We start from the raw sequence: 21,428 nt of genomic DNA on the forward strand, positions 1-21,428 counted from the left end.
CTCCGCAGTCTCTTCCGGATCACGATCAGGCAGCTGGTCAGTCAACCCGCTGAGGATATGGGAGGTATCTTCTCCTGCAGCCACGTCCAACCTCTCTTTGCGCGCATAGATCGGCGCACTCAGGCCAGGCAGGGTGACTGCCCGGCAAACGTACGCCGTGTGCGACGTATCGGTTACATCAGCCCGGTCATGTGTGCCGGGCAGGGTTCCTAGAGCTTCTACGTCTGCACGGAGTTACAAGGTTGTCGTCCTGCAGGCATAGTCGTCATCAGCCACTCTAACCGTCGGGGCAAGCCGATGCGTAGCCGCGGCTTGGGCGCGACAGTTGTATTTCGCCGTCATACTGGTTGTGTGACAAAGGGCCGCTGCGACGCAGGCAGGAACCCCCGATGTGACGCAGAATATGCGCAATTCCGGGTATGCCAGCTTGAAGCGCAGGCACAAAGGGTGTTGGCTTGGGAGTAATGGAAATCACTATGCAGGTTGCATATGAAACGTATTGGAGGAACACGTGAGCGAGGCCGACGCCGCCACTTCGGTAAATGTGGCGGAAAAATTGGGTTTCAAAAATGGGGATCTGATTCAGGAGTTCGGTTACGACGACGACGTCGACTTCGACTTGCGTGACGACATCGAGGACCTCACCGGCGCAGAGATGCTCGACGAGGATGACCATGAAGTGGCGGACGCCGTCATTTTCTGGTGGCGTGACGGCGACGGCGACCTGGTGGACAGCCTGATGGACTCACTGACGACCCTGAGCGAAAGCGGTGTGGTCTGGATCCTGACGCCGAAGTCCGGCCGGGACGGATACGTGTCGCCGGCTGACATCCAGGAAGCAGCGCCCACCGCTGGCCTGCACGTCACGACGTCGGCCGGAGTCTCCAAGGACTGGAGCGCAACAAGGCTGGTCAGCAGGAAGAACAAGTGACGCAAGCGCCCGCTCCTGCTGCTGCATCCCTGCTGGCGGTGGGCGATCCGGCGCCGGACTTTGAACTTTCCAACCAGTTTGGCGAACCGGTCCGGCTATCGTCGTTCCGCGGCCAGAACGTTGTCCTGGTTTTCTACCCGTTTGCTTTTTCCGGCATCTGCACGGGCGAGCTCTGTGAGATCAGGGATAACCTCGCCTCGTTCGAGGACTCGAATGCCGCCGTCCTGGCCGTCTCTGTCGACAGCAAGTTCAGCCTCCGGGCTTACGCCGGGCAGGAAGGCTACAGCTTCGACCTGCTCGCAGACTTCTGGCCACACGGCGGCGTTGCCCGCACCTACGGTGTCTTCGATGAAGACAGCGGCATGGCGAAGCGCGGCACGTTCATCATCGACGCCGGCGGCGTCATCCGGTACACCGTGGTCAACCCGCGTGGCCAGGCACGCGATATCTCTTCCTACCGCACGGCGCTGGCCGGGCTGGAACAGGCCTGACGGCAGTGGAGAAGCCGCGGCATGGGGTCGGACTCACCGGGTTCGCCAGCATGCCGCGCGTCGAGCCGGCGCACCCCTCCAGCCGGGAACTTGAAGCACTGGGCAACATCCGGAACCTCCTGTCGGGAGCGCCGTTCGCCCTGCTCACTGGGGCGGGCCTGAGTACTGATTCCGGGATTCCCGATTACCGTGGTCCGGGGTCTCCGCCACGCTCACCCATGACCTACCAGGAATTCGTCAAGGACCCGGCCAACAGGCAGCGGTACTGGGCGCGCAACCATATCGGCTGGTCCCATCTCCGCCACGCCGACCCCAACCCTGGACACCTCGCAGCAGCAGAGCTCGAACGCCGGGGTTACCTGACAGGCCTTATCACCCAGAATGTGGACCGGCTCCATGAGGATGCGGGAAGCACCAACGTTGTGGATCTCCACGGCCGGTATGACCAGGTGGTCTGCCTCGATTGCGGCCGCACCTACTCCCGCAGGCTCCTGGCCGGCGTGTTTGGTGAGCTCAACCAGGGTTTCCTGGAGCAAGCCGAGAAGTCAGGACTTGTGGAGATGGCCCCTGATGCGGACGCCACAGTGGAGGACCTGGGCCTGATCAGCAGCTTCGTCGTCGCAGTCTGCCCTGCATGTGGCGGGACACTGAAACCGGACTTCGTGTACTTCGGTGAGAACGTGCCCAAGGATCGAGTAGAGCGCTCCTACGCGATGGTTGACGAGGCGGCAGCCCTGCTGGTGGCGGGCTCTTCGCTGACCGTGATGAGTGGCCTGCGTTTTGTTCGCCACGCAGCCAGGGACGGCAAACCGGTGGTGATCATCAACCGTGGCGAGACCCGGGGCGATGACAAGGCCACCATCAAGCTCGAGGCGGGAGTGAGCGAGTCACTGATCTGGTTGGCGGAACGTCTCCCGCCGCTCTGACCGGCCGGAACAACCGGAAGCCGGGGTCCGGTTCCCGATTCGCGTTTAGCCGCCGGTGTCAGGTAGAGTCTGTGTTCGTTGGTTTGCGGATTATCGAAAGCATTCCAACTGGCAAGGGTCTTTAGCTCAGCTGGTAGAGCGCCACGTTTACACCGTGGATGTCATCGGTTCGATCCCGGTAGGACCCACAGATAACCCGCCTGGCCTGCTTTGCGAAGCAGGCCAGGCGGGTTTTTTCTTCCCCTTTTGGGAATATGCCGCCAGGACTCCTCCGGCGCACGTTGTCAGTCCCTCGCCATAACGTACAGAACATGGAACACGTGATAGTCCGCGACGGCGGCGATGGAATACCTGCATCTGTGGTTTGCCGGGGCCGGGAGTGGCTGGTGGGCGCCGAACCGGTCAGGTGGTTCGAACGGGTCAATTGGTGGGAGACCCACCGCAGAATGCCCAAGGGCCGCAGCAGGGTGGACGTAGAGGTCCTGCAGGTCCAGGTTCGCCTGGGAAGAAACGCCGGCTCAGCGCTGACCACAATGCTGCTTGAGCGCGACGGACTCGGCGGTGGATGGCGGCTGCGGGTCGCTGTTGCCGATGCCGCATGAGCGTTCTGGACAGGCAGGGGAGGGGATTTCCAGGCATTGGAAAACCCTCCACCGCGACTATTGGGGGATGCCGCGGTGGAGGGCCTGAGATGAATATACAGTGAAGTTCCGGAAACAAGAAGTTGTTCCGGAGTGTGTGTCGCCGGGGGACTGGAAAATGGCGCCGGCCTCCTGCCGCCTGTTGGCTTAGCGCTTCACCGGAATAAAAACCCGGGGCTGTTCGGTCCAGGACTCGGACATCTGCGACATCGTCCTGCGCATGATGTGGTCGGATGCCTCGCGGGCAGCGGCTGCGTCGCCCCGGGAGATTGCTTCGGCAACATCCACGTGCCACTGCAGGGCTGCCTCGTGCGGATGGTCGGGCATGAGGCCGTGGACCGTGCGTCCTGTCAGCGTCTCCGCCACCTGGCCCATCAAATTTGCGAACATTTCGTTGCCGGAGCCGGAGAGCAGCAGTGAATGGAAGTGGATGTCGAGCTCAAGGAAGCGTGGCACCTCACCCTTGTTGCCGGCGTCGCGCATGGCGTAGGCAACGTCAACCAGCTCCAAGCGCAGCGGCGCGGGTGCATTCTGGGCCGCCAGCTCGGCCGCCACGGGCTCTACGGCAGCGCGGAGTTCGGCGAGAGACCGCAGCTGGGCGCCGCGGGCGTTGCCTGCCAGCCGCCAGCGGATGACCTGCGGATCGAACGGATTCCACCGGCTGGCGGGCAGGACACGGATGCCCACCCGTTTGGTGGTCTCCACCAGTCCCAAGGACTGCAGCACGCGGACAGCTTCCCGGATCACCGAGCGGGAAACCTTCAACTCGACTTCGAGCTGTTCAGCAAGCATGAGGTGCCCTGCGGGCAATTCACCCGAGATGATGCGGGTGCCAAGGTTTTCGATGGCACGGTGGTGCAGGCTGCTTGTCATGCTGCAAGCCTAGTGCGCGGCAGCGGCCGGGCATGCTCCGGGGATGGACCGCGGCAGGCCCGGTCTGGTCCACTGGATGGGCGTTACTTTCCTGTGACCCGAAGAATATATATGCTTTATTCCGACAGCTTGATCAGCGCAGCGCCGCCCGCCCGGGGCAGGCCTGCAGCACTTTCCGTCGTACGCAATGAATTGGAGTTTTGATGTCTGCACACATCGGTGTCACCGGCCTCGCGGTGATGGGCGCCAACCTGGCCCGCAACCTGGCCCGCAACGGCTTCACCGTGGCCCTGCACAACAGGTCCGTGGAAAAGACCGACACCCTGCTGGAAAAGTACGGTTCCGAAGGCGACTTCGTCCGCACGGAGACCCTGCAGGAGCTCGTGGACTCGCTGGAGAAGCCCCGCCGGGTGCTGATCATGGTCAAGGCCGGCAAGCCCGTTGACTCCGTGATCGAGCAGCTTGAGCCGCTTCTCGAAGCCGGCGACATCATCATTGACGCCGGTAACTCCCACTACGAGGACACCCGCCGGCGTGAAGCAGCCCTGGCCAAGAAGGACCTGCACTTCGTGGGCGTCGGCGTGTCCGGCGGCGAGGAAGGCGCACTGAACGGTCCCTCCATCATGCCCGGCGGCTCCAAGGAGTCCTACAAGGCCCTCGGCCCCCTCCTTGAGAAGATCTCTGCCAAGGTCGACGGCGAACCCTGCTGCGCCTGGGTTGGCACCGATGGAGCGGGCCACTTCGTCAAGATGGTCCACAACGGCATCGAGTACGCCGACATGCAGGTCATCGGTGAGGCCTTCGACCTGCTCCGCTCCGGCGCGGGTATCGAGCCCGCCGAGCAATCGAAGATCTTCACGGAATGGAACAAGGGCGACCTGTCCTCCTTCCTGATCGAAATCTCCGCTGAGGTCCTGGGCCACGTGGACGCCAAAACCGGCAAGCCCTTCGTCGACGTCGTCGTGGACGCTGCAGGCCAGAAGGGTACCGGCCGCTGGACCGTAATTTCCGCACTCGAACTGGGTTCGCCGGTGTCCGGCATCGCCGAGTCCGTGTTCGCCCGGGCCCTTTCCTCACAGGCGGGCCAGCGCAAGCTGGGCCAGGAACTGCTCGAAGGCGGCGAATCCGCCGTTGAAATCCCGGAGACCTTCGTCGAGGACGTCCGCCAGGCGCTCTACGCTTCCAAGCTCGTCTCCTACGCGCAGGGCCTGGACATGCTGACGTCCGCCGCAAAGGAATATGGCTGGGACCTGAAGCTGGACGAGATCGCCTCCCTGTGGCGTGCCGGCTGCATCATCCGCGCCGAATTGCTCAAGGACATCACGAAGGCCTACGCCGCCGACGAGAAGCCGGCAAACCTTCTGTTTGCCCCGGCCTTTACGAAAGCCATCGCGGACGCACTGCCGGCCTGGCGCCGCGTCGTGGCCACCGCCGTGCAGTTGGGCATTCCGGTGCCCGTATTCTCGTCCTCCCTGGCCTACTACGACGGCCTGCGCCGCAAGCGCGTCGCTGCCGCCCTGATCCAGGGCCAGCGCGACCTGTTTGGTGCCCACACCTACGGCCGCGTGGACGCCGAAGGCACGTTCCACACGCTCTGGGGCGAAGACAAGTCCGAGATCGAAGCGGTAGATACCCACTAGCATCCGCTGACCCAACGCAAAAGGCGGGCAGTCCCAGGAAGATCCTGGAACTGCCCGCCTTTTGCGTACCGGCGGCCGTGGAATCCTGGCCGCGCGCCCGCCGGGCGTCAGATGCGGTATTCGATGTCGTACTCAGCGGGGTCGACGGCGGGTTTGGTCTCCCTCTGCGCGTCACGGTGCCGCCATTTGGCAGGTACGCCCGTGACGATCGACTCAGGCGGGGCGTCCTTGACCACCACGGCGTTGGCACCTACAGCGCTGTCCCGGCCGATGGTGATGGGGCCGAGGATTTTGGCGCCGGCGCCAATGGTCACGCGGTCACCGATGGTGGGGTGCCGCTTGATCCGGGCCAGCGAACGGCCGCCCAGCGTGACGCCGTGGTAGATCATGACGTCTTCGCCGATCTCGGCGGTTTCGCCGATGACCACGCCCATGCCGTGATCAATGAAGAACCGGCGGCCGATGGTGGCGCCGGGATGGATTTCGATTCCGGTGGTGAACCGGCCCAGCTGCGAGATGAGCCGGGCGGGAAAACGCAGCGCCGGGTTCTGCCACAGGCGGTGTGTCAGCCGGTGGATCCAGATGGCGTGCAGCCCGGAATAGGCGAAAAAGTTCTCGAGGGAACCCCGCGCCGCCGGGTCGTGCGACCGGGCGGCGTCGAGGTCCTCTTTTAGTCTTGCGAAAAAGCCCACAAAGTTCTTTCTACAGGAAACGGGCGGTTGCGCGGCCTGATCAGCCGCGGATGTCGTCATAGAGGACCGTGGAGATGTAACGCTCTCCGAAGTCGCAAACGACTGCAACAATCAACTTGCCGGCGTTTTCGGGGCGCTTGGCCAGCTCCAAGGCTGCCCAGACGATGGCGCCGGACGAGATGCCGCCCAGGATGCCTTCCTTCACACCGAGTTCGCGGGCCACCCGGACGGAGTCTTCAAGGGGTGCGTCGATGACCTCGTCGTAGACGTTGGTGTCAAGAAGTTCCGGGATAAAGTTGGCACCGAGACCCTGGATCTTGTGCGGGCCCGGGGCGCCGCCGTTGAGGATGGGGGAGTCTTTGGGCTCCACGGCCACGATCTGCACGCCGGGCTTGCGCTCCTTCAGGACCTGCCCGACGCCGGTGATGGTGCCGCCGGTGCCCACGCCGGCGACGAAGATGTCCACGGCGCCGTCGGTGTCGGCCCAGACTTCCTCGGCCGTGGTGTCGCGGTGGATCTGCGGGTTGGCATCATTGGCAAACTGCTGGGCCCAGATGGAGTTTTCGGTGTTGGCCACAATTTCCTGGGCCTTCTCGACTGCGCCGCGCATGCCCTCGGAGCCGGGCGTGAGGACGATCTCGGCGCCGAAGGCGCGGAGCATCACGCGGCGCTCGGTGGACATCGTCTCCGGCATGGTGAGGATGACCTTGTAGCCGCGGGCCGCACCCACCATTGCCAGGGCAATCCCGGTGTTGCCGGAGGTACCTTCGACAATGGTGCCGCCCGGCTTCAGTGCACCGGACTTTTCTGCAGCGTCGATGATGGCCACACCGATGCGGTCCTTCACACTGTTGGCCGGGTTGTAGAACTCAAGCTTTACGGCAACGGTGGCACCCAGCCCCTCGCTGAGCCGGTTCAGCCTGACCAGCGGGGTGCGGCCTACCAGCTGCGTTACGTCGTCATAAATCCGTGCCATGTACATACGCCTATCTCTGAGGGGTGAATACTGAGGTCAGCCTAACGAGGCCGCGTAATGCTGGCTAAGCGTTAAGCCACGCAGAGTAATATTTCCTGGCCTTGGCAAGTTTGGGGTTGATGATGACCTGGCAGTAGCCCTGCTCGGGATGTTTTGCGTAGTAGTCCTGGTGGAAATCCTCGGCAACATGGAACCGGGGGAGGCGGCTGACCTCAGTGACGATCGGGTGGCTCCACAGGGCCTGGTTCCGGTCGATGGCTTCCTCGAACAGGATCTTCTCCTCGGTGGTTTCGTAGAACATCGAGGAGCGGTATTGGGTACCCACGTCATATCCCTGCCGGTTCAGCGTGGTGGGGTCGTGCAGGGCGAAGAACATGTCCAGGATGACCTCGGCCGGGATAATTTCCTCGTCGAAGGTCACGGCGACCACTTCGGCGTGACCGGTGGTGCCGCTGCACACGGAGTAGTAGTCCGGGTACGGATCGTGGCCGCCTGTATAGCCGGACACCACCGCCGTAACACCCTTCGTTTTCTGGTAGACGGCGTCGAGGCACCAGAAGCAGCCTCCGCCAAGAACAAAAGTTTTCATGACCTCTTCAATGGTTGGCAGCGCCGGATGATTCCCCGCGCATCCCGCTTCTCACCGGTGGCATGCCTGCGCCTGCCGGGCGATGGGGTAAAACTAAGACTATGGAACCTGTGGACACCGACGTTACCGGTCCGGACGAGCACGACGGCGACGCCCCACCCGCCGGGCAGGCCGGCGACGGGCCGGACGGGGCTCCCACCCTCGGCGACCTGCTGCTCGCGGTAGAGGAACTGTGGCCTGAATCCCTGGCCGAAGGCTGGGACGAGGTGGGCCTGGTGGCGGGCCATCCCGCATCGCCGGTCACAAAGGTGATGTTCGCCGTCGATCCCACGCTGGAGGTGATCGAGGAAGCCGTCGAGTGGGGCGCCGAACTTTTGATCACCCATCATCCGCTGCTTCTTAAAGGCGTCACGTCCGTCGCGGCCACCACTCCCAAAGGCCGGGCGGTCCACCGCTTGATCGAGTCCGGAACCGCCCTCCTGACTGTCCACACGAACGGTGATTCCGCCGTCGGGGGTGTGTCCGACGTGCTGGCTGACGCCCTCGGCCTCCGGGACGTTGCCCCGCTGACGCTGGCGGCCAACGGGTTGCCGGAGGAGGGAATCGGACGGGTAGGGGACCTCGAGGACGCCATGAGCCTGGGCGATTTCGCGGCCAGGGTGTTCGGTATCCTGCCATCCGTGGCCGGGGGCGTGCGCGTCTCCGGCGACAAGGACGGCCTGGTCCGGCGGATCGCGGTCTGCGGCGGTGCGGGCGACTCGCTGTTCAACGAAGTCCGGGCCAGCAACGCCGACGTCTACGTCACGGCCGACCTCCGGCACCACCCGGCGTCGGAGGCTCGGGAAGCCGCGCTTAACGGGCGCCCCTACCTGGTGGATGTGTCCCACTTCGCCAGTGAGTGGCTGTGGCTGCCTGCGGCCGCGGCAGCCCTGGGCAACGTCCTCGCAGACCAAGGGCTCGACGTCGACATCCAGGTCAGCACCACCAACAGCGATCCCTGGGATTTCATCCTCACTCCGGGCTGACCCATCCCGCACCCGGTGAAGTCCGGCGGGGCAGGGACAGGGGCCAGGCGCTAGAGTCGAGGAAGCGCCGGTAAGGTGCCCGGCACCGGCCGGAAGGATCAAGCGGAGGTAACAGTGGCGAAGGCAGCACCGGCGGAACAAATCAAGTTGCTCGACCTGCAGGGCCTGGATGCAAAGCTCAAGGCACTGGCCAGCCGCCGCCGCTCGCTGGAAAACGATCCCAGGATCAAAGACCTTGAGGCTGCCCTCTCCGTGGCCAGCGGCGAACTCGGTGCCGCGAAAGTTGCCGTGCACGACGCCGAAGCCGAGCTGAAGCGTGCCGAGGCTGATGTTGAACAGGTGGCCACACGCATTGAGCGGGACGAGGCGCGCCTGAACAGCGGAACCGGTCTGTCCAAGGACCTGGTGGCACTCCAGAAGGACATCGCCTCGCTCAACAAGAGGCGTTCAGACCTCGAAGACGTGGAGCTGGAAGTCCTGGAACGCCTGGACACGCTCCGCGAGCGGCAGGCTGCGCAGCAGCAGATCGTGGACGACATCCAGGGGTCATTCGGCAGCATCCGCGCGGAACTGGACCGGGAGCTCGCCTCAGTCGACGCGGAGGCTGCAGACGTGCGGGGCAAGCGCTCCGAGTTTGCCGCAGGACTGGACGCCGGGATGCTGGCCATTTATGAGAAGACCCTCGCCAAACGCGGCGTTGGCGCTGCCCGGCTGTTCCACGGAACCTCAGAAGCCTCGGGCATGAAGCTCAGCCCAGGCGACCTCGCAGAGATCACCGCTGCTTCCGGTGACGACATCGTCTTCTGCCCCGACTCAGGTGCCATCCTGGTCCGCTCGGAAGAGTGGGCCTGACCCACGCACGCAGCTTCCAGAGCCGTCTTGACCAGCCACAACGCCGCGTGGCGCTACCGGGTTGGGCCGGGCAGCGGGGCCTCAGCCCGGCAGGATGATGTCCAGCGCGTGCGGCTTGCGGGCAGTTCCGGGCACGAGCTCCGCCGCCCACCGCTCCTGTGCGGCCTTCAGCAGCCCGGCAGGCGTTGAGGGCGCCTTGCCCCGGCGAGAGAGCAGGTGCCGGGCCAGCTCGCCCCGGGTGTGCTTGGCAAAGTGGCTCACGACCTTCCGCACACCGCCGGCTTCGGTGAAGACGTTCACGGAAACCGTCTGGCCTGCCGGGGGAGCCCACGCGGCCGCGTAGGTGCTGGACCGGCAGTCCACCAGCAGCTGGTCCCCCACGGCGGAGGCGAGGGCCTCGGAAAGCTGCGGCTTCCAGAACGAGGCGAGGCGTCCGACGTCGGGCAGTGCTGTCCCCATGGACAGGCGGTAGGCGGGCACGGCGTCGCCGAAACGGATGGCGCCCCACAGGGCGGATACCACAAGCACCGACTCATCGGCTTTGCGCCGCTGGGCCGGAGTCATAGTCCGGTAGCCCAGGGCGTCGTAGAGGACGCCGGAGTAGATGCGGTGCGCGGGGGCGGCAGGTTCAGCGTGCAGCCGGGTGTTGCGTACGACGTCGTCACGCAGCGATGCGCCCACGCCCAGGAGGTCGAGGGCGTCCTCGTGGGCACTGACGGTTCCGAGAGCCTCCAGCACCTTCGCCCGCGCAGGGTTGAGGCCGGGAAAGCCCAAAGACGACCAGTCGACGGCGGCACCGCTGACCGCGGGGGTCTTACCTTCTGAAGGGGGGAGCAGAATCAGCACCGTCCGATCCTACCGGCGGTAACAGCAGCCGCTGGCGCCGGTAGACTGGAATCGGATGGGACAGCCAGGCGGCCGCGCGTCACCTAGGTGGCTCGAGGAACGTCCGGGCTCCACAGGGCAGGGTGGTGGGTAACGCCCACTCGGGGTAACCCGCAGGCAAGTGCCACAGAGAATAGACCGCCTGCGTCTTCCGTCACCGGAAGGCAGCAGGTAAGGGTGAAACGGTGGTGTAAGAGACCACCAGCTTCCCGGGTGACCGGGAAGGCTAGGTAAACCCCACCCGGAGCAAGGCCAGACAGGGCACGTTTGAGGGCTGCCCGCCCGAGTGTCCGGGTAGGCCGCTAGAGGGTGCCGGCAACGGTACCCGTAGATGGATGGCCGTCGCCTCCGTGCCGGCAACGGCACGGGGGAACAGAACCCGGCGTACCGGCTGTCCCATCCGCACAACCGGTTTGACCTTGGAAGATGTGTTGGGGATCCTGAACCGTGCCCGCAAATACCGATCCGCAGCCGGCCGGCCGCGCCGCCGGCCCCCAGGCCCGCAACCTGCCCACGCAGGTCCTGGGCCTGCTGGCGTTCCTTGCCCTCTCCGTCACGGCCTGGGCGCTGGCCACGGTTCCGATCCTGCTGAACATGCACGGCTGGTTCGCGGCTTCCGAACAGGCACCCTGGATGCCGCCGCAGTGGATGTTCCGGTCGGTGTGGCTGCTGCTGTACGCCAGTATCGCTGTTGCCGCCTGGCTGGTCTGGCGGAAAGGCGCGCTCACCGGCGGCACCATGGCCGGCTACCTGATCCAGCTGGTGCTCAATGCCGCCTGGCCGCTGAGCTACTTTGGCCTTTACCCCCTGCTGGGCCCGGGCGCGCTCTGGGCCGCGCTGGCGGTCCTCACCGGACTGGCCGGGTGCCTCGTGTTCCTGATCCTGCGGTTCGGCCCGGTGAATGGCCTGGCCGGGCTGCTGGTACTGCCCTACTTCTCCTGGGTGCTGTTCTCCTGCAGCCTTAACCTCTACGCGGCACTCCACAACTGAACGCCGTGTGAGTGATTTCACGCCCGGCGGGCCTGTTCCCCGGGCCGCGCCAAATTAGAATGGATTCCGGACGTAGGGGTTCTTCCGCTGGAATTGCGTTCGCATCCAGCGGTTTTTCTTTGCACACGATCCAGGCGCCTGGGGGCCGAACCCCGCAGGCGTGGATGCCCCTGGACAACATCAGGTGGCCTACATCCGCATACGAGGACGTATGCGGCTGAACCGAGGAAGGTATTTCTGTGAGCCAGACGTCAGATTCTTGTCTTGATACGTGGATGGGCCGCGAGGCCCTCGCCGAGGCCATGATTCCGGTGATCGGCCGGCTGTACCGCGAAAACAACGTGGTCACGAGCATCCACGGCCGGAGCCTGATCAACAAGTCCACCATGAACATCCTCAAGGCACACCGTTTCGCCCGCCGGATGAGCAAGGACGAACTCCTCCTCGAGGAGACCGCACCCCTGCTGAACACCCTGGCCGGGCTGGAACTCGGCGCCGCGGCCATCGACATCGCCCGGCTCAACCAGAAGTTCAAGGAAGAGGGCAACGGCGCCACCCTTGAAGAGTTCCTCCGCGCTGAACTGGCCGACATCGTGGGCAAGCGGGGCGGCGACGACCGCACCAGCACCGACGTCGTCCTCTACGGCTTCGGACGCATTGGCCGGCTCCTCGCCCGCCTGCTGGTCGAAAAGGCCGGGGGCGGCCACGGCCTGCGCCTGCGCGCCATCGTGGTCCGCCGCGGCTCCGACAATGACCTGCTGAAGCGTGCCAGCCTGCTGCGCCGCGACTCCGTGCACGGCTCCTTCGAAGGCACCATCCGCGTCGACGAGGAAGCCAACACCATCACGGCCAACGGCGTCCGGATCCAGGTCATCTACTGGAACGACCCCGCCACCATCGACTACACGGCATACGGCATCAACAACGCCCTGGTGGTGGACAACACCGGACGCTGGCGCGACGCCGAGGGCCTGTCCCAGCACCTGCAGAGCAAGGGTGCCGCCCGAGTCCTCCTTACCGCACCGGGCAAGGGCGAGCTGAAGAACATCGTCCACGGCATCAACCACGGCACCATCGAGGACACGGACACGATCGTCTCCGCTGCGTCCTGCACCACGAACGCCATCACCCCGGTGCTGAAGGCCCTCAACGACAAGTTCGGCGTGATCCACGGCCACGTTGAGACGGTCCACTCGTTTACCAACGACCAGAACCTGATCGACAACTTCCACAAGGGCGACCGCCGGGGCCGGTCAGCCGCCCTGAACATGGTCATCACCGAAACCGGAGCGGCAAAGGCAGTTGCCAAGGCCCTGCCTGAGCTGCTCGGCAAGCTCACCGGCAGCTCCATCCGCGTCCCCACCCCGGATGTATCGCTGGCCATCCTGAACCTGAGCCTGGAAAACGGGACCACCAAGGACGAGGTCAACAACTACCTCCGCGAGATGTCGCTGCATTCGGACCTGCGCAAGCAGATCGATTACATCGATTCCCCTGAAGTCGTCTCCACAGACTTCGTCGGCTCCCGCCGCGCCGGCATCGTCGATGGCCTCGCCACCGTTTCCACCGACAAAAACCTGGTGGTCTACGTCTGGTACGACAACGAATTCGGCTACAGCTGCCAGGTGGTCCGCGTCATGGAAGAAATGGCCGGCGTCAACCCGCCGTCATTCCCGGCCAAGGAGAGCGCCAAGGCCCTGGCGGCCATCGCCGTCTGACCTTTCCCGTTGCTTTTGGGTGAATTCCCGGCTGGTTCTCTGGAATCAGCCGGGAATCGGGCCCACACTTGGGGAATGGAAAACGATCAGACACTTGAGCACGACACCACTCTGGAACACGCTTTTGACGTAGCCAAGGCCAATCACAAGGAAGCGCTCCGGTTGCTGGACGGAGCAAGGGCCGCGCATGCTGCGGGCGACGTCACCGCTGAACGGGTGCAGCAGCTGGAAAGTCTGCTGGCCGTCGCCGAGGAAGACCTCCAGAGGGTGTCCCGGGAATTGTAGCCGTGACGATGTGACCCCTCACCTGTCCTGCACACTGTGGATATCCGGGTGCGGCGGTTCCCTGTGACCTAGGCTCAGGTGGTGCCCAAACCCCGCCTCGGAACTGCAGTCCAGTGACCGTCAGTTGGTCCGCCTACCGGCGGGCGCGACGCCGTTCCCGGCAGGCCTGGGTGCTGCTGGCGGTGGGCGGCATCGCCGGACTGGGGCTGTTGGGCTGGTTCTTCACCGCCGGGCAATTTGAAATTTCCGCCCCCGCGGCGGACGGTCCTGCAGCGGCTCCCGTCTTCGATCCTGCATGGATGAAACCGGTGGCGGCGGTCCACGAGGTCCCTCCGGGCTCAGCGGCGGATGCGCTGGAAACCCTCGCCGTCAAGGGCCGTGCGGGCAAGGACAACTACAGCCGCGAAGCTTTCGGGCAGGCCTGGCTCGACGTTGACCGCAACGGCTGCGACACCCGCAATGACATCCTGCGCCGGGACCTGGCCGGCGCTGTTTTTACGGAGGGCTCGAAGTGCAGGATCTCCGCCGGACATTTCCAGGAACCCTATACGGGCAAGCCCATCGAATTCCGCCGCGGCCAGGACAGCAGCGCAGCCGTCCAGATCGACCACGTGGTGGCCCTCTCCGACGCCTGGCAGAAGGGCGCCCAGGCCCTTACCCCGCGCCAGCGGCAAAACCTGGCGAATGATCCCCTGAACCTCATTGCTGCAGACGGCCCAAGCAACCAGCAAAAGGGTGCGGGCGACGCCGCCACCTGGCTTCCGAAGAACAAGTCCATCAGGTGCCACTACGTAGCGCGGCAGGTGTCCGTCAAAGCGGCGTACGGGCTGTGGGTGACGGAGGCCGAGAAGGACGCGATGAAGCGGGTCCTTGGCTCGTGCCCCGGCCAGCAGACCATCAGGGCGACCTGAGGTTGGCTGCCGCTGACTCAGTGTCCGAACGGGTCCGGGTCCACGCCCGGCAGCCAGGTCAGGCCGGGAACGCCCCAGCCGTTCTTCTTTGCCGTCTTCTTGGCCTTGCGCGCATACCTGTCCATCAGGCGGTTGACGTAGAGCTTGCCGTCCAGATGGTCGTATTCATGCTGGATAACCCTGGCAAACCAGCCGGTGGCCTCGAACTTCACGGGCTCGCCGTTTCCATCAAAACCTTCTACCCGTGCCCACTCGGCGCGTTTGAGCGGATACTGGTCGCCGGGAAAGGACAGGCACCCTTCCTCTTCCTCATCGGGGTCGGGAGCAGCTCCGGAGATCTTTGAGAGCGTGAGAACCGGGTTGACCAGTACGCCGCTGGCGGGCGCGCCGTCGTCGTTCGCGTACTTGTAGACGAAGATCCTCTTGCCCACCCCTACCTGCGGGGCTGCCAGCCCCACGCCGTTGGCGGCATCGTTCGTCTCGAACATGTCCGCAATCAGGGTGCGCAGTTCGTCGTCGAAAACTTCCACTTCGGAAGCCCGGCGGTGCAGCACGGGTTCGCCCCAGATGGTGATGGGCAGAACGGTCATCTTCACTGTCCTTCGGCTTGCGGCCCCGCAGCGCGCGCAGGGCGGTGATGCAAAAGAGGTGGTAAACAAGAAAGGAGGCCGCACCGGAATAATCCGATGCGGCCTCCTTTGGACGGCTGCAATACCGTCCGGTGAGGGTGAGCGACGGGGGTTGAACCCGCGACCTCCTGGACCACAACCAGGCGCTCTGCCAACTGAGCTACGCCCACCATGTGCCCCGCAGTGTGACCGGCTTTCCGGCCCTCTGGAAAGGCAACTCAAATAGCTTACCTGCTCTTTGGGGGTGCTTTGTCCACTTTTGGCCTTTTCAGCAAAAAATCCTGAAAACGTGGTGCAGATTACTTTTCGGGAAGGTCCGGTTCGGTGCTGGTGATCCGCCGCGCGATCTTCTGCGCCGTTGCACTGTCAGGCCCGGGGGCCGGCACGAAGACTGCGTCCCGGTAGTAGCGGAGCTCGTCGATGGAGTCCCGGATGTCACCCAGGGCGCGGTGGCCGCCCTTCTTGGCCGGGGACTGGAAGTACGCGCGGGCGAACCAGCGGCGGGACAGTTCCTTGATGGTGCTGACATCGATGACGCGGTAGTGCAGGTGCTCAACGATCGCCGGCATGTCCCTGGACAGGAAGACCCGGTCCGTTCCCACGGAGTTGCCGCCCAGCGGTGCCTTCCGGGGCTCAGGCACCCATTCAGCGATGTACTCCATCACCAGTGCTTCTGCCTCGGCCATGGTCTTGCCCGCCGGAAGTTCCTTGAGGAGCCCAGATTTGGTGTGCATGTCCCGGACAAAGTCGTTCATCTGGGCGACGGCGGCATCCTCGGGTTTGATGACGACGTCGACCCCCTCGCCGAGGATGTTCAACTCGGAGTCGGTGACCAGCGCCGCCACCTCGATCAGGGCGTCGTTCTTGATGTCCAGACCGGTCATTTCGCAGTCAATCCAGACGATTCTTTCGTTTGTTATAGGCACCGGACCAGCCTACCGTTACACCTCCCGCCAACCGGCCGGTGCTAGGATTTCGAGTACGTGGCGGGTCATCCCGCTGCATGGAATCGCGCCCCGGACAGGCCCTGCGGCCGGCGGCGGCGGCCTGCGAAAACGCACAAAGATTGGACTACCCCTGATATGACGGCGCCTTTGCCCGCGGCTGGCGGAATGGCTGCCGCTGCACCGGCCGTCACCGGCGGCGCCGAGATGGACGATCCCCGTTCGCCGATCCTTGCAGGCTTTATTGGCTCGATGTTCATGCTGGCCGGATCGCTGGGGGTGGGTTGGCTGGCGCCCGTCTCCGAACTGCGCAGAATGCCCCTCTTTATCTGGATGCGCGCCGAGGCCGCCGGGGTTGCACTGTCCATCATCCTCCTGGCCGTGGGCGGCATGCTCCTGGTGCGGGCCTGGCTGCGGCTGGGCCAGAAGGTCCATGTGTGGGGCGCCCAGGCCCGCAGCGCCACACACAAAGCGATCCTGGCATGGGGCCTGCCCATGGTGGTGTGCGTCCCGCTGTTCAGCCGGGACGTTTACGCCTACATCGGCCAGGGGCGCCTCATGGTTGAAGGGTTCAACCCTTACGAAAATGGCATTTCGGCCCTGTCCAACTACTTCCAGCTGGGCGCCGACAAGATGTGGACCGAAGCCCCGGTTCCATACGGCCAGCTGTTCCTCTGGATCGAGCAGTTCGTGGTCTGGTCAACGAATGTCCAGCCAGAGGCCAGCGTGATGCTGTTCCGTCTGGTGGCGGTGGCGGGCGTGGTGCTGTGCGTCATCTACGTTCCGAAGCTGGCCGAACTGCATGGCGTCAACCCGCACCGGGCGCTCTGGCTGACGGCGGCCAACCCGCTGTTCCTGACCAATTTTATTGCCAGTGTCCACAACGATTCCCTTATGATCGGCCTGGCCCTGGCCGGCCTCTACTACTGCGCCACGCAGCGGGTGGTGCGCGGCATTGTCCTGGTCACTCTGTCCATCGCGGTCAAGCCCATCACGATCGTCTTCCTGCCCTTCATTGGCCTGCTCTGGGCCGGACAAAATGCCGGCTGGGTCCGAAAATTTTGCTTCTGGGCACTGACGGCCGGAATCAGTCTCGGCCTCCTTGTTCTGATGGGCCTGGTGAACGGCTTCGGGTTCGGGTGGATCAACGGGCTCTCCGCCCCCGGAAGCATTGCGATCTGGTACGCCCCGGTTGGCCTGATCGGGATGATCGTGGCCTCGCTGGCCAATTCGTTTGGACTGGACGGCAGTCTTTTCGCAGGGTGGGTGTTCGACGCCGGTAAGCTCCTGGCGGTGGGCATTGTGGCCTGGCTGATCCTGCGGGGCGACTATGACCGGCTGATGCGGCGGCTTACGCTCGGATTCGCCGCCATTGTCCTGCTGGCCCCGATCATCCAGTCCTGGTACGTGGTGTGGCTCATTCCGCTCTTTGCCGTCACCGGCATCCGCAACGACTGGCAGGTCAAAGCGCTCTACTTTGTGGTGTCCTTCTTCATGATCTACGCCATCTCGGACCAGCTTGAAGTTTTCCCGTACCTCCAAGCCGATGACCTGGGCTTCGCGCTGACCCTCGCCCGGGTCGCGGCGGCTGTGACAGGCCTGTTGTTCGGCCTCTACCTGATCTTCTGGGATCCTTCGACAAAACGGCTGTTCCGCAAGTCCGGCGGCCTGGTTGTTGAACGCCCGGTGATTTAGCGGCCCGCAGCGCGGCCGTTAAGCCGGCGCAGCGCTTCCCGCCGGGCCAGGGGGCTGATGACGGCGGAGTGCTTTGCCACGAAGGCTGCCACCCAGTCCGGGGAAGTCTTGGCGTACTCCCGCAGTGCCCATCCGATGGCCTTCCGGACGAAAAATTCTCCGTCCCCCAGATTGGGTTCGATGACCGCGGCCAGCAGCCCGGTGTCCGTGGCGGCCTTAGCCTTCAGCTGGGCGATGATGGAGGCCCGCCTGAACCAGAAGTCCTCATCTGTACTCCAGGCGTGCAGCACCGCAGTCATTTCCTCGCGGTGGGCCTGAAGCAGGCCGAAGATGCGCCCCGATATGCCATCCACGAAGTCCCACCAGGCACCTGTACGGATGATTTCCTCGTAGACCGGCAGCATGTGCAGGTCCCGGGACACCATCCTGTTCGCGGTCAAATCAATGGCGGCGTACCGCTCCTCGCGCACTTCGGAGTGGCGCCACAGATCGAGGACGGTGGCACGCAGTTCCTCTCCGGACCGGAACGGCGCAGCCGCTGCCGCGTTCTTCGCGATCCGGCGGACTTCAGGCACCCGGACGCCCAGCGAGGGCAGGCTCGACCTCATATACGCCTGCGCGCCAGCTGCCCGGACGGGATCGGCATGTTCCCGCAGTTCAGACCGGATGGCGGCAAGCACTTCGGTGTTGGAAGTGGCGGGGCTGTCCATGAGGCAACCTTAGCCAGCGTGCCGGGCCACCGCAGCCCATGACTCCGCAGGAGCATGTAACAGGCGGATGAGCTAGGCTAGTGAGCGCTAACAACGAATCTAAAGAGGTACGCCATGACCGGCACGGAATGCCAGATCGCGTTTGGCCCCTACACCGCCACCGTTACCTCCCGGGGCGCCGCCCTGCGGAACCTGCGGAACCAGGACCGCGACCTGGTGGTGGGCTTCGGGCCTGACGGCGGCATTCCGGACTACCGCGGAGTCATTTGCGCACCCTGGCCCAACCGGCTGGCCGACGGCACTTACAGCTACCTCGGAACGTCATACTCGGCGCCCGTCAATGAGCCGGAGCGGAAAGCGGCCCTCCATGGCCTTGTAACTGACCTGCGCTGGGACGTCGAAGAAGCCGGGCCGTCATCGGTGACACTCACCTGCCGGATCGAAGCTTCCCCGGCCTATCCCGGGAGCCTGACCCTGACCGTGCGCTACTTGCTCAGCGAAAACGGCCTGCGCTCTACGGTCCACGCCCGGAATACGGGTACGGTCCCGGCGCCCTATGGCGTGTGCCCGCATCCTTACCTCGTGGCCGGCCCTTCGCCCCTGGATGCCTGGCAGCTGGAACTCCCCGCCGCAGAGTACCTGGACGTTACGCCGGACCGGCTCCTGCCTGTCGGGATGCGGACCGTGGAAGACCACTCCTTCGACTTCCGCAACCCGCGCCGGCTGGGCGCCGTAAGGATCGACCACGCCTTCACTGGCTTAACCCGGAATTCCAGCGGAATGGCCTGCGTCAGGGTGCACGATCCGGCGGGGACCGGCGTCGAACTCGAATGGGGTCCGGAGTGGCCATGGGTCCAGGTCCACACGGCCGATAAACCTGTGGGCCCAGACCGTCTGGGGCTGGCCGTGGAACCCATGACCTGTCCGCCGGACGCTTTCAATTCGGGCCCCGACCTGATCCATCTGCAGCCGGGTGGCACGCATTCGGGCTCGTGGACCATCCGGGCATGCTGACAGGGCTGGCATCCTGAAAGCAGATGCTTCAGCTGCCGGGCACCGGGGGTCCCGCTAACCGGTCAGGGCGCGGCTGCCACCGGTGCGGGCGCGGCCGGCTGAGCGGCGTACGTCCAGCCGGCGCGCTCCAGCCAGGCCGCGCAAAGAGCCGGCCACTGTTCAGCGCCCGGTGCCCCGGCCGCGAGGCCGATGCCGTGCCGGCCGTGGGGGAAGACATGGAGTTCCGCAGGCACGCCGGAGTCGAAAAGCGCCTGCGCGTAGCCCAGGCTGTGGCTGACGGGAACCGCCGCGTCGTCGGCTGTGTGCCACAGGAACGCCGGCGGGGTCTGAGGGGTCACCTGCCGGTCTGCGGAAAGAGCAGACAGCAGTTCCGGTGAGGGTGCGTCGCCCACAAGGTTGTCCACTGACCCCTGGTGCACATCCCGGGACAGGGACACCACGGGGTAGCACAGAACTGCCAGGTCAGGCACGGAGCCGGGGACATCGAGGGCAGGGACGCCCGTGGAAACCGCCGTCGACAGGGTTGCAGCGAGGTGGCCTCCCGCCGAGAACCCCAGTACCCCGATCCGTTGCGGGTCCACCGACAGGCCGTGGGCTCCACTGCGGATGTACAGCATGGCTTCCTTGGCGTCCACGAGGGGAGCGGGGTGCCGGTGCGGAGCTACCCGGTAACGCAGGACAAATGCGTGGATACCCAGCGATGCGAGCCATTCGGCTACGGGTTCGGCCTCATGGTCGGCCTGGTGCGCGTATCCGCCGCCCGGCAGCACCAGCACGGCGGGCAGCAACCCGTCATCGTGGCAACGGGCAGGAACTGAGGTCAGGCCGTTCGGCGCCATCAGTCCGCGGTCTCCGTGCTGCGGCGCAGCATGACTTTGCCGGTCACCGGAAGCGGTGCGTAATCCTGTTCGTCGCCGTCGGCCGTGGGTGGTGCAGTGGCCCTGGTGGCGAGCCGGCCGATTTCCTCCAGCGGCAGGCTGACAGTGGAAAGTGCAGGCCTGAAATCGCGCAGTGTCTCGATGTCATCGAAGCCTGCGATCCGTGCGTCGCGGGGTATGCGCAGCCCTTCTGTCCGTAGCGCGGCCGCCGCCCCGATGGCCATGACGTCGTTGACAGCGAAAATACCCAGCCCGTTGCCTGCGGGGCGGCCGCTTTGGCCGGTTCCGCCGGCCTTGATCCGCGCCGCCAGCTTGAGGCCGGCGTCATATCCTCCGGACCGGTTAAAGGAGCTCCGCAGGACCTCGGCGGGGCCGCGGCCTGCGCGGCTGAGCCCCTCCTGGAAGCCGCGGATCCGGTCATCGGAGGTGAAGAGCCCTTCCGGGCCGCCGATGATGACGAAGTCGCCGTCCCAGCCCGCGGCCAGTTCCACTGCCAGCTTTGCGGCAAGTTCCTGGTTGGGGACGGAGACCACGTGGTAGCCCTCCGGCGCGGCGGCGCCAACTACAGGGTGTCCCACCACAGCGACCTGCCCTCCGTTGCGGCAGTAGCGGTCCAGCTCCGCAGCCAGTTCTGCGTTCTGGTCTCCGTCTTCAGCCCGCGACGAGCGCGAGCCCGCGATCACGATCGAGTCGGCGCGCCGCGCTGCGAAGGCGGCAACGGCTTCCTTTTCTTCCCCGGGTGCCCCGCCCGTGGTGGCCAGCAGCACCATCCGGCGCTGTTCGCGCGCAGCCTCCTGGACGCCCCTGGCTATCGCCGCGAAGTAAGGGTCCGCGATGTCGTGGACTATGAGGCCAATCAGGCCGGAACTCGACTTGGCCAGTCCCTGCGCCTGCGCGTTGGGAATGTAGCCCAGTGAGTCTGCCGCCTGGCGGACTCGCTCGGCGATGTCTTTGCCGGGCTTGCGCGCAGAGCCGTTGAGGACGCGGGAGGCGGTGGCGGGAGACACCCCGGCAAGCCGGGCCACCTCGGTAAGGGTACTAGCGGCCACAGCAACTCCTGCACGTCGGGGGAAGATAACGGTCACCACATTATGGCAGTTGAAAGTTCTTCCGGAAAGCGCTTGCCAAGTCTG

General features: G+C 64.9%; 23 protein-coding genes, 2 tRNA genes and 1 other RNA gene. 15 read left to right on the forward strand and 11 right to left on the reverse strand.

Annotated features, from left to right (window positions below):
• Positions 1-511: 511 nt before the first annotated feature.
• From UC32_RS12775 to UC32_RS12795, 5 genes are all read left to right on the forward strand, one after another.
• Positions 512-931 carry a DUF3052 domain-containing protein gene (locus tag UC32_RS12775; RefSeq protein ID WP_045731598.1) on the forward strand — a complete coding sequence of 140 codons (420 nt, stop codon included), beginning with the start codon at positions 512-514 and terminating at the stop codon, positions 929-931.
• Entirely contained in the window at positions 928-1,422 is a 495-nt protein-coding gene (locus UC32_RS12780; protein WP_045731599.1) for a peroxiredoxin, read from the forward strand. The genes UC32_RS12775 and UC32_RS12780 overlap by 4 nt, the downstream gene beginning before the upstream one ends.
• 50 nt (positions 1,423-1,472) lie before the next feature.
• Positions 1,473-2,348, forward strand: a complete 876-nt coding sequence (locus UC32_RS12785; protein WP_045731698.1) for a Sir2 family NAD-dependent protein deacetylase — start codon at positions 1,473-1,475, stop codon at positions 2,346-2,348.
• 115 nt (positions 2,349-2,463) lie between these two features.
• A tRNA-Val gene (locus tag UC32_RS12790) sits at positions 2,464-2,536 on the forward strand.
• Between the two features lie 123 nt (positions 2,537-2,659).
• Positions 2,660-2,950, forward strand: a complete 291-nt coding sequence (locus UC32_RS12795; protein WP_045731600.1) for a hypothetical protein — start codon at positions 2,660-2,662, stop codon at positions 2,948-2,950.
• A gap of 186 nt (positions 2,951-3,136) precedes the next feature.
• Here the strand turns inward: UC32_RS12795 and UC32_RS12800 are convergent, their stop codons facing one another.
• Entirely contained in the window at positions 3,137-3,862 is a 726-nt protein-coding gene (locus tag UC32_RS12800; protein ID WP_045731601.1) for a FadR/GntR family transcriptional regulator, read from the reverse strand.
• Positions 3,863-4,065: 203 nt separating this feature from the next.
• Here UC32_RS12800 and gndA point away from each other — a divergent pair, with 203 nt between their 5' ends.
• A complete protein-coding gene (gene gndA / locus UC32_RS12805) occupies positions 4,066-5,502 on the forward strand; it encodes an NADP-dependent phosphogluconate dehydrogenase (protein ID WP_045731602.1) in 1,437 nt (478 codons plus the stop codon).
• A 107-nt stretch (positions 5,503-5,609) separates the two neighbouring features.
• Here the strand turns inward: gndA and epsC are convergent, their stop codons facing one another.
• From epsC to msrA, 3 genes are all read right to left on the reverse strand, one after another.
• On the reverse strand, positions 5,610-6,194 hold the full coding sequence (epsC, locus tag UC32_RS12810; RefSeq protein WP_043793992.1) for a serine O-acetyltransferase EpsC: 585 nt from the start codon (positions 6,192-6,194) through the stop codon (positions 5,610-5,612).
• Between the two features lie 40 nt (positions 6,195-6,234).
• Positions 6,235-7,170, reverse strand: coding sequence for a cysteine synthase A (gene cysK, locus UC32_RS12815; RefSeq protein ID WP_045731699.1), 936 nt, complete (start codon positions 7,168-7,170; stop codon positions 6,235-6,237).
• Positions 7,171-7,234: 64 nt separating this feature from the next.
• Positions 7,235-7,759: a peptide-methionine (S)-S-oxide reductase MsrA gene (gene msrA, locus UC32_RS12820; protein ID WP_045731603.1), complete on the reverse strand. Its 525-nt coding sequence runs from the start codon at positions 7,757-7,759 to the stop codon at positions 7,235-7,237.
• A gap of 101 nt (positions 7,760-7,860) precedes the next feature.
• On the opposite strand from msrA, the gene UC32_RS12825 reads away from it, so the two are divergent.
• The gene (locus tag UC32_RS12825; protein ID WP_200896382.1) at positions 7,861-8,784 is read left to right on the forward strand and encodes a Nif3-like dinuclear metal center hexameric protein; all 924 of its coding nucleotides are present in this window, start codon (positions 7,861-7,863) and stop codon (positions 8,782-8,784) included.
• A gap of 114 nt (positions 8,785-8,898) precedes the next feature.
• The gene (locus UC32_RS12830; RefSeq protein WP_045731700.1) at positions 8,899-9,636 is read left to right on the forward strand and encodes a zinc ribbon domain-containing protein; all 738 of its coding nucleotides are present in this window, start codon (positions 8,899-8,901) and stop codon (positions 9,634-9,636) included.
• Between the two features lie 81 nt (positions 9,637-9,717).
• Here the strand turns inward: UC32_RS12830 and UC32_RS12835 are convergent, their stop codons facing one another.
• Entirely contained in the window at positions 9,718-10,482 is a 765-nt protein-coding gene (locus UC32_RS12835) for a YaaA family protein (protein ID WP_045731605.1), read from the reverse strand.
• Positions 10,483-10,538: 56 nt separating this feature from the next.
• Between UC32_RS12835 and rnpB the strand changes: the two genes are divergently transcribed.
• The 5 genes from rnpB (at position 10,539) to UC32_RS12855 (ending at position 14,425) form a co-directional block, all read left to right on the forward strand.
• An RNA gene (gene rnpB, locus UC32_RS20085) (RNase P RNA component class A) lies at positions 10,539-10,924 on the forward strand.
• 44 nt (positions 10,925-10,968) lie between these two features.
• Positions 10,969-11,511, forward strand: coding sequence for a TspO/MBR family protein (locus UC32_RS12840; RefSeq protein WP_045731606.1), 543 nt, complete (start codon positions 10,969-10,971; stop codon positions 11,509-11,511).
• Between the two features lie 239 nt (positions 11,512-11,750).
• Positions 11,751-13,229, forward strand: coding sequence for a glyceraldehyde-3-phosphate dehydrogenase (locus UC32_RS12845; RefSeq protein WP_082072111.1), 1,479 nt, complete (start codon positions 11,751-11,753; stop codon positions 13,227-13,229).
• A 75-nt stretch (positions 13,230-13,304) separates the two neighbouring features.
• Complete coding sequence (locus tag UC32_RS12850; protein WP_045731608.1) at positions 13,305-13,514, forward strand: hypothetical protein; 210 nt, start codon at positions 13,305-13,307, stop codon at positions 13,512-13,514.
• 113 nt (positions 13,515-13,627) lie between these two features.
• Entirely contained in the window at positions 13,628-14,425 is a 798-nt protein-coding gene (locus UC32_RS12855) for an HNH endonuclease family protein (protein WP_045731609.1), read from the forward strand.
• A 17-nt stretch (positions 14,426-14,442) separates the two neighbouring features.
• Here UC32_RS12855 and def read toward each other — a convergent pair whose 3' ends face one another.
• The 3 genes from def to orn form a co-directional block, all read right to left on the reverse strand.
• Entirely contained in the window at positions 14,443-15,015 is a 573-nt protein-coding gene (def, locus tag UC32_RS12860) for a peptide deformylase (RefSeq protein ID WP_045731610.1), read from the reverse strand.
• 136 nt (positions 15,016-15,151) lie between these two features.
• A tRNA-His gene (locus UC32_RS12865) sits at positions 15,152-15,224 on the reverse strand.
• A 129-nt stretch (positions 15,225-15,353) separates the two neighbouring features.
• A complete protein-coding gene (gene orn, locus UC32_RS12870; protein ID WP_082072112.1) occupies positions 15,354-15,980 on the reverse strand; it encodes an oligoribonuclease in 627 nt (208 codons plus the stop codon).
• 156 nt (positions 15,981-16,136) lie between these two features.
• Between orn and mptB the strand changes: the two genes are divergently transcribed.
• The gene (gene mptB, locus UC32_RS12875; RefSeq protein WP_200896383.1) at positions 16,137-17,693 is read left to right on the forward strand and encodes a polyprenol phosphomannose-dependent alpha 1,6 mannosyltransferase MptB; all 1,557 of its coding nucleotides are present in this window, start codon (positions 16,137-16,139) and stop codon (positions 17,691-17,693) included.
• On the opposite strand, the gene UC32_RS12880 is transcribed toward mptB, so the two are convergent.
• Positions 17,690-18,403 carry a DNA alkylation repair protein gene (locus UC32_RS12880; protein WP_045731613.1) on the reverse strand — a complete coding sequence of 238 codons (714 nt, stop codon included), beginning with the start codon at positions 18,401-18,403 and terminating at the stop codon, positions 17,690-17,692. The two genes, mptB and UC32_RS12880, sit on opposite strands and share 4 nt — an antisense overlap.
• A gap of 114 nt (positions 18,404-18,517) precedes the next feature.
• Here UC32_RS12880 and UC32_RS12885 point away from each other — a divergent pair, with 114 nt between their 5' ends.
• Positions 18,518-19,417: an aldose 1-epimerase family protein gene (locus UC32_RS12885; RefSeq protein WP_045731614.1), complete on the forward strand. Its 900-nt coding sequence runs from the start codon at positions 18,518-18,520 to the stop codon at positions 19,415-19,417.
• Positions 19,418-19,479: 62 nt separating this feature from the next.
• On the opposite strand, the gene UC32_RS12890 is transcribed toward UC32_RS12885, so the two are convergent.
• Both UC32_RS12890 and UC32_RS12895 read right to left on the reverse strand, forming a co-directional pair.
• Positions 19,480-20,256 carry an alpha/beta hydrolase gene (locus UC32_RS12890; protein ID WP_045731615.1) on the reverse strand — a complete coding sequence of 259 codons (777 nt, stop codon included), beginning with the start codon at positions 20,254-20,256 and terminating at the stop codon, positions 19,480-19,482.
• Entirely contained in the window at positions 20,256-21,344 is a 1,089-nt protein-coding gene (locus UC32_RS12895) for a LacI family DNA-binding transcriptional regulator (RefSeq protein WP_045731616.1), read from the reverse strand. The genes UC32_RS12890 and UC32_RS12895 overlap by 1 nt, the downstream gene beginning before the upstream one ends.
• Between the last annotated feature and the right edge of the window lie 84 nt (positions 21,345-21,428).

This window comes from Pseudarthrobacter chlorophenolicus, assembly GCF_000962805.1.
Classification (GTDB): domain Bacteria; phylum Actinomycetota; class Actinomycetes; order Actinomycetales; family Micrococcaceae; genus Arthrobacter; species Arthrobacter chlorophenolicus_A.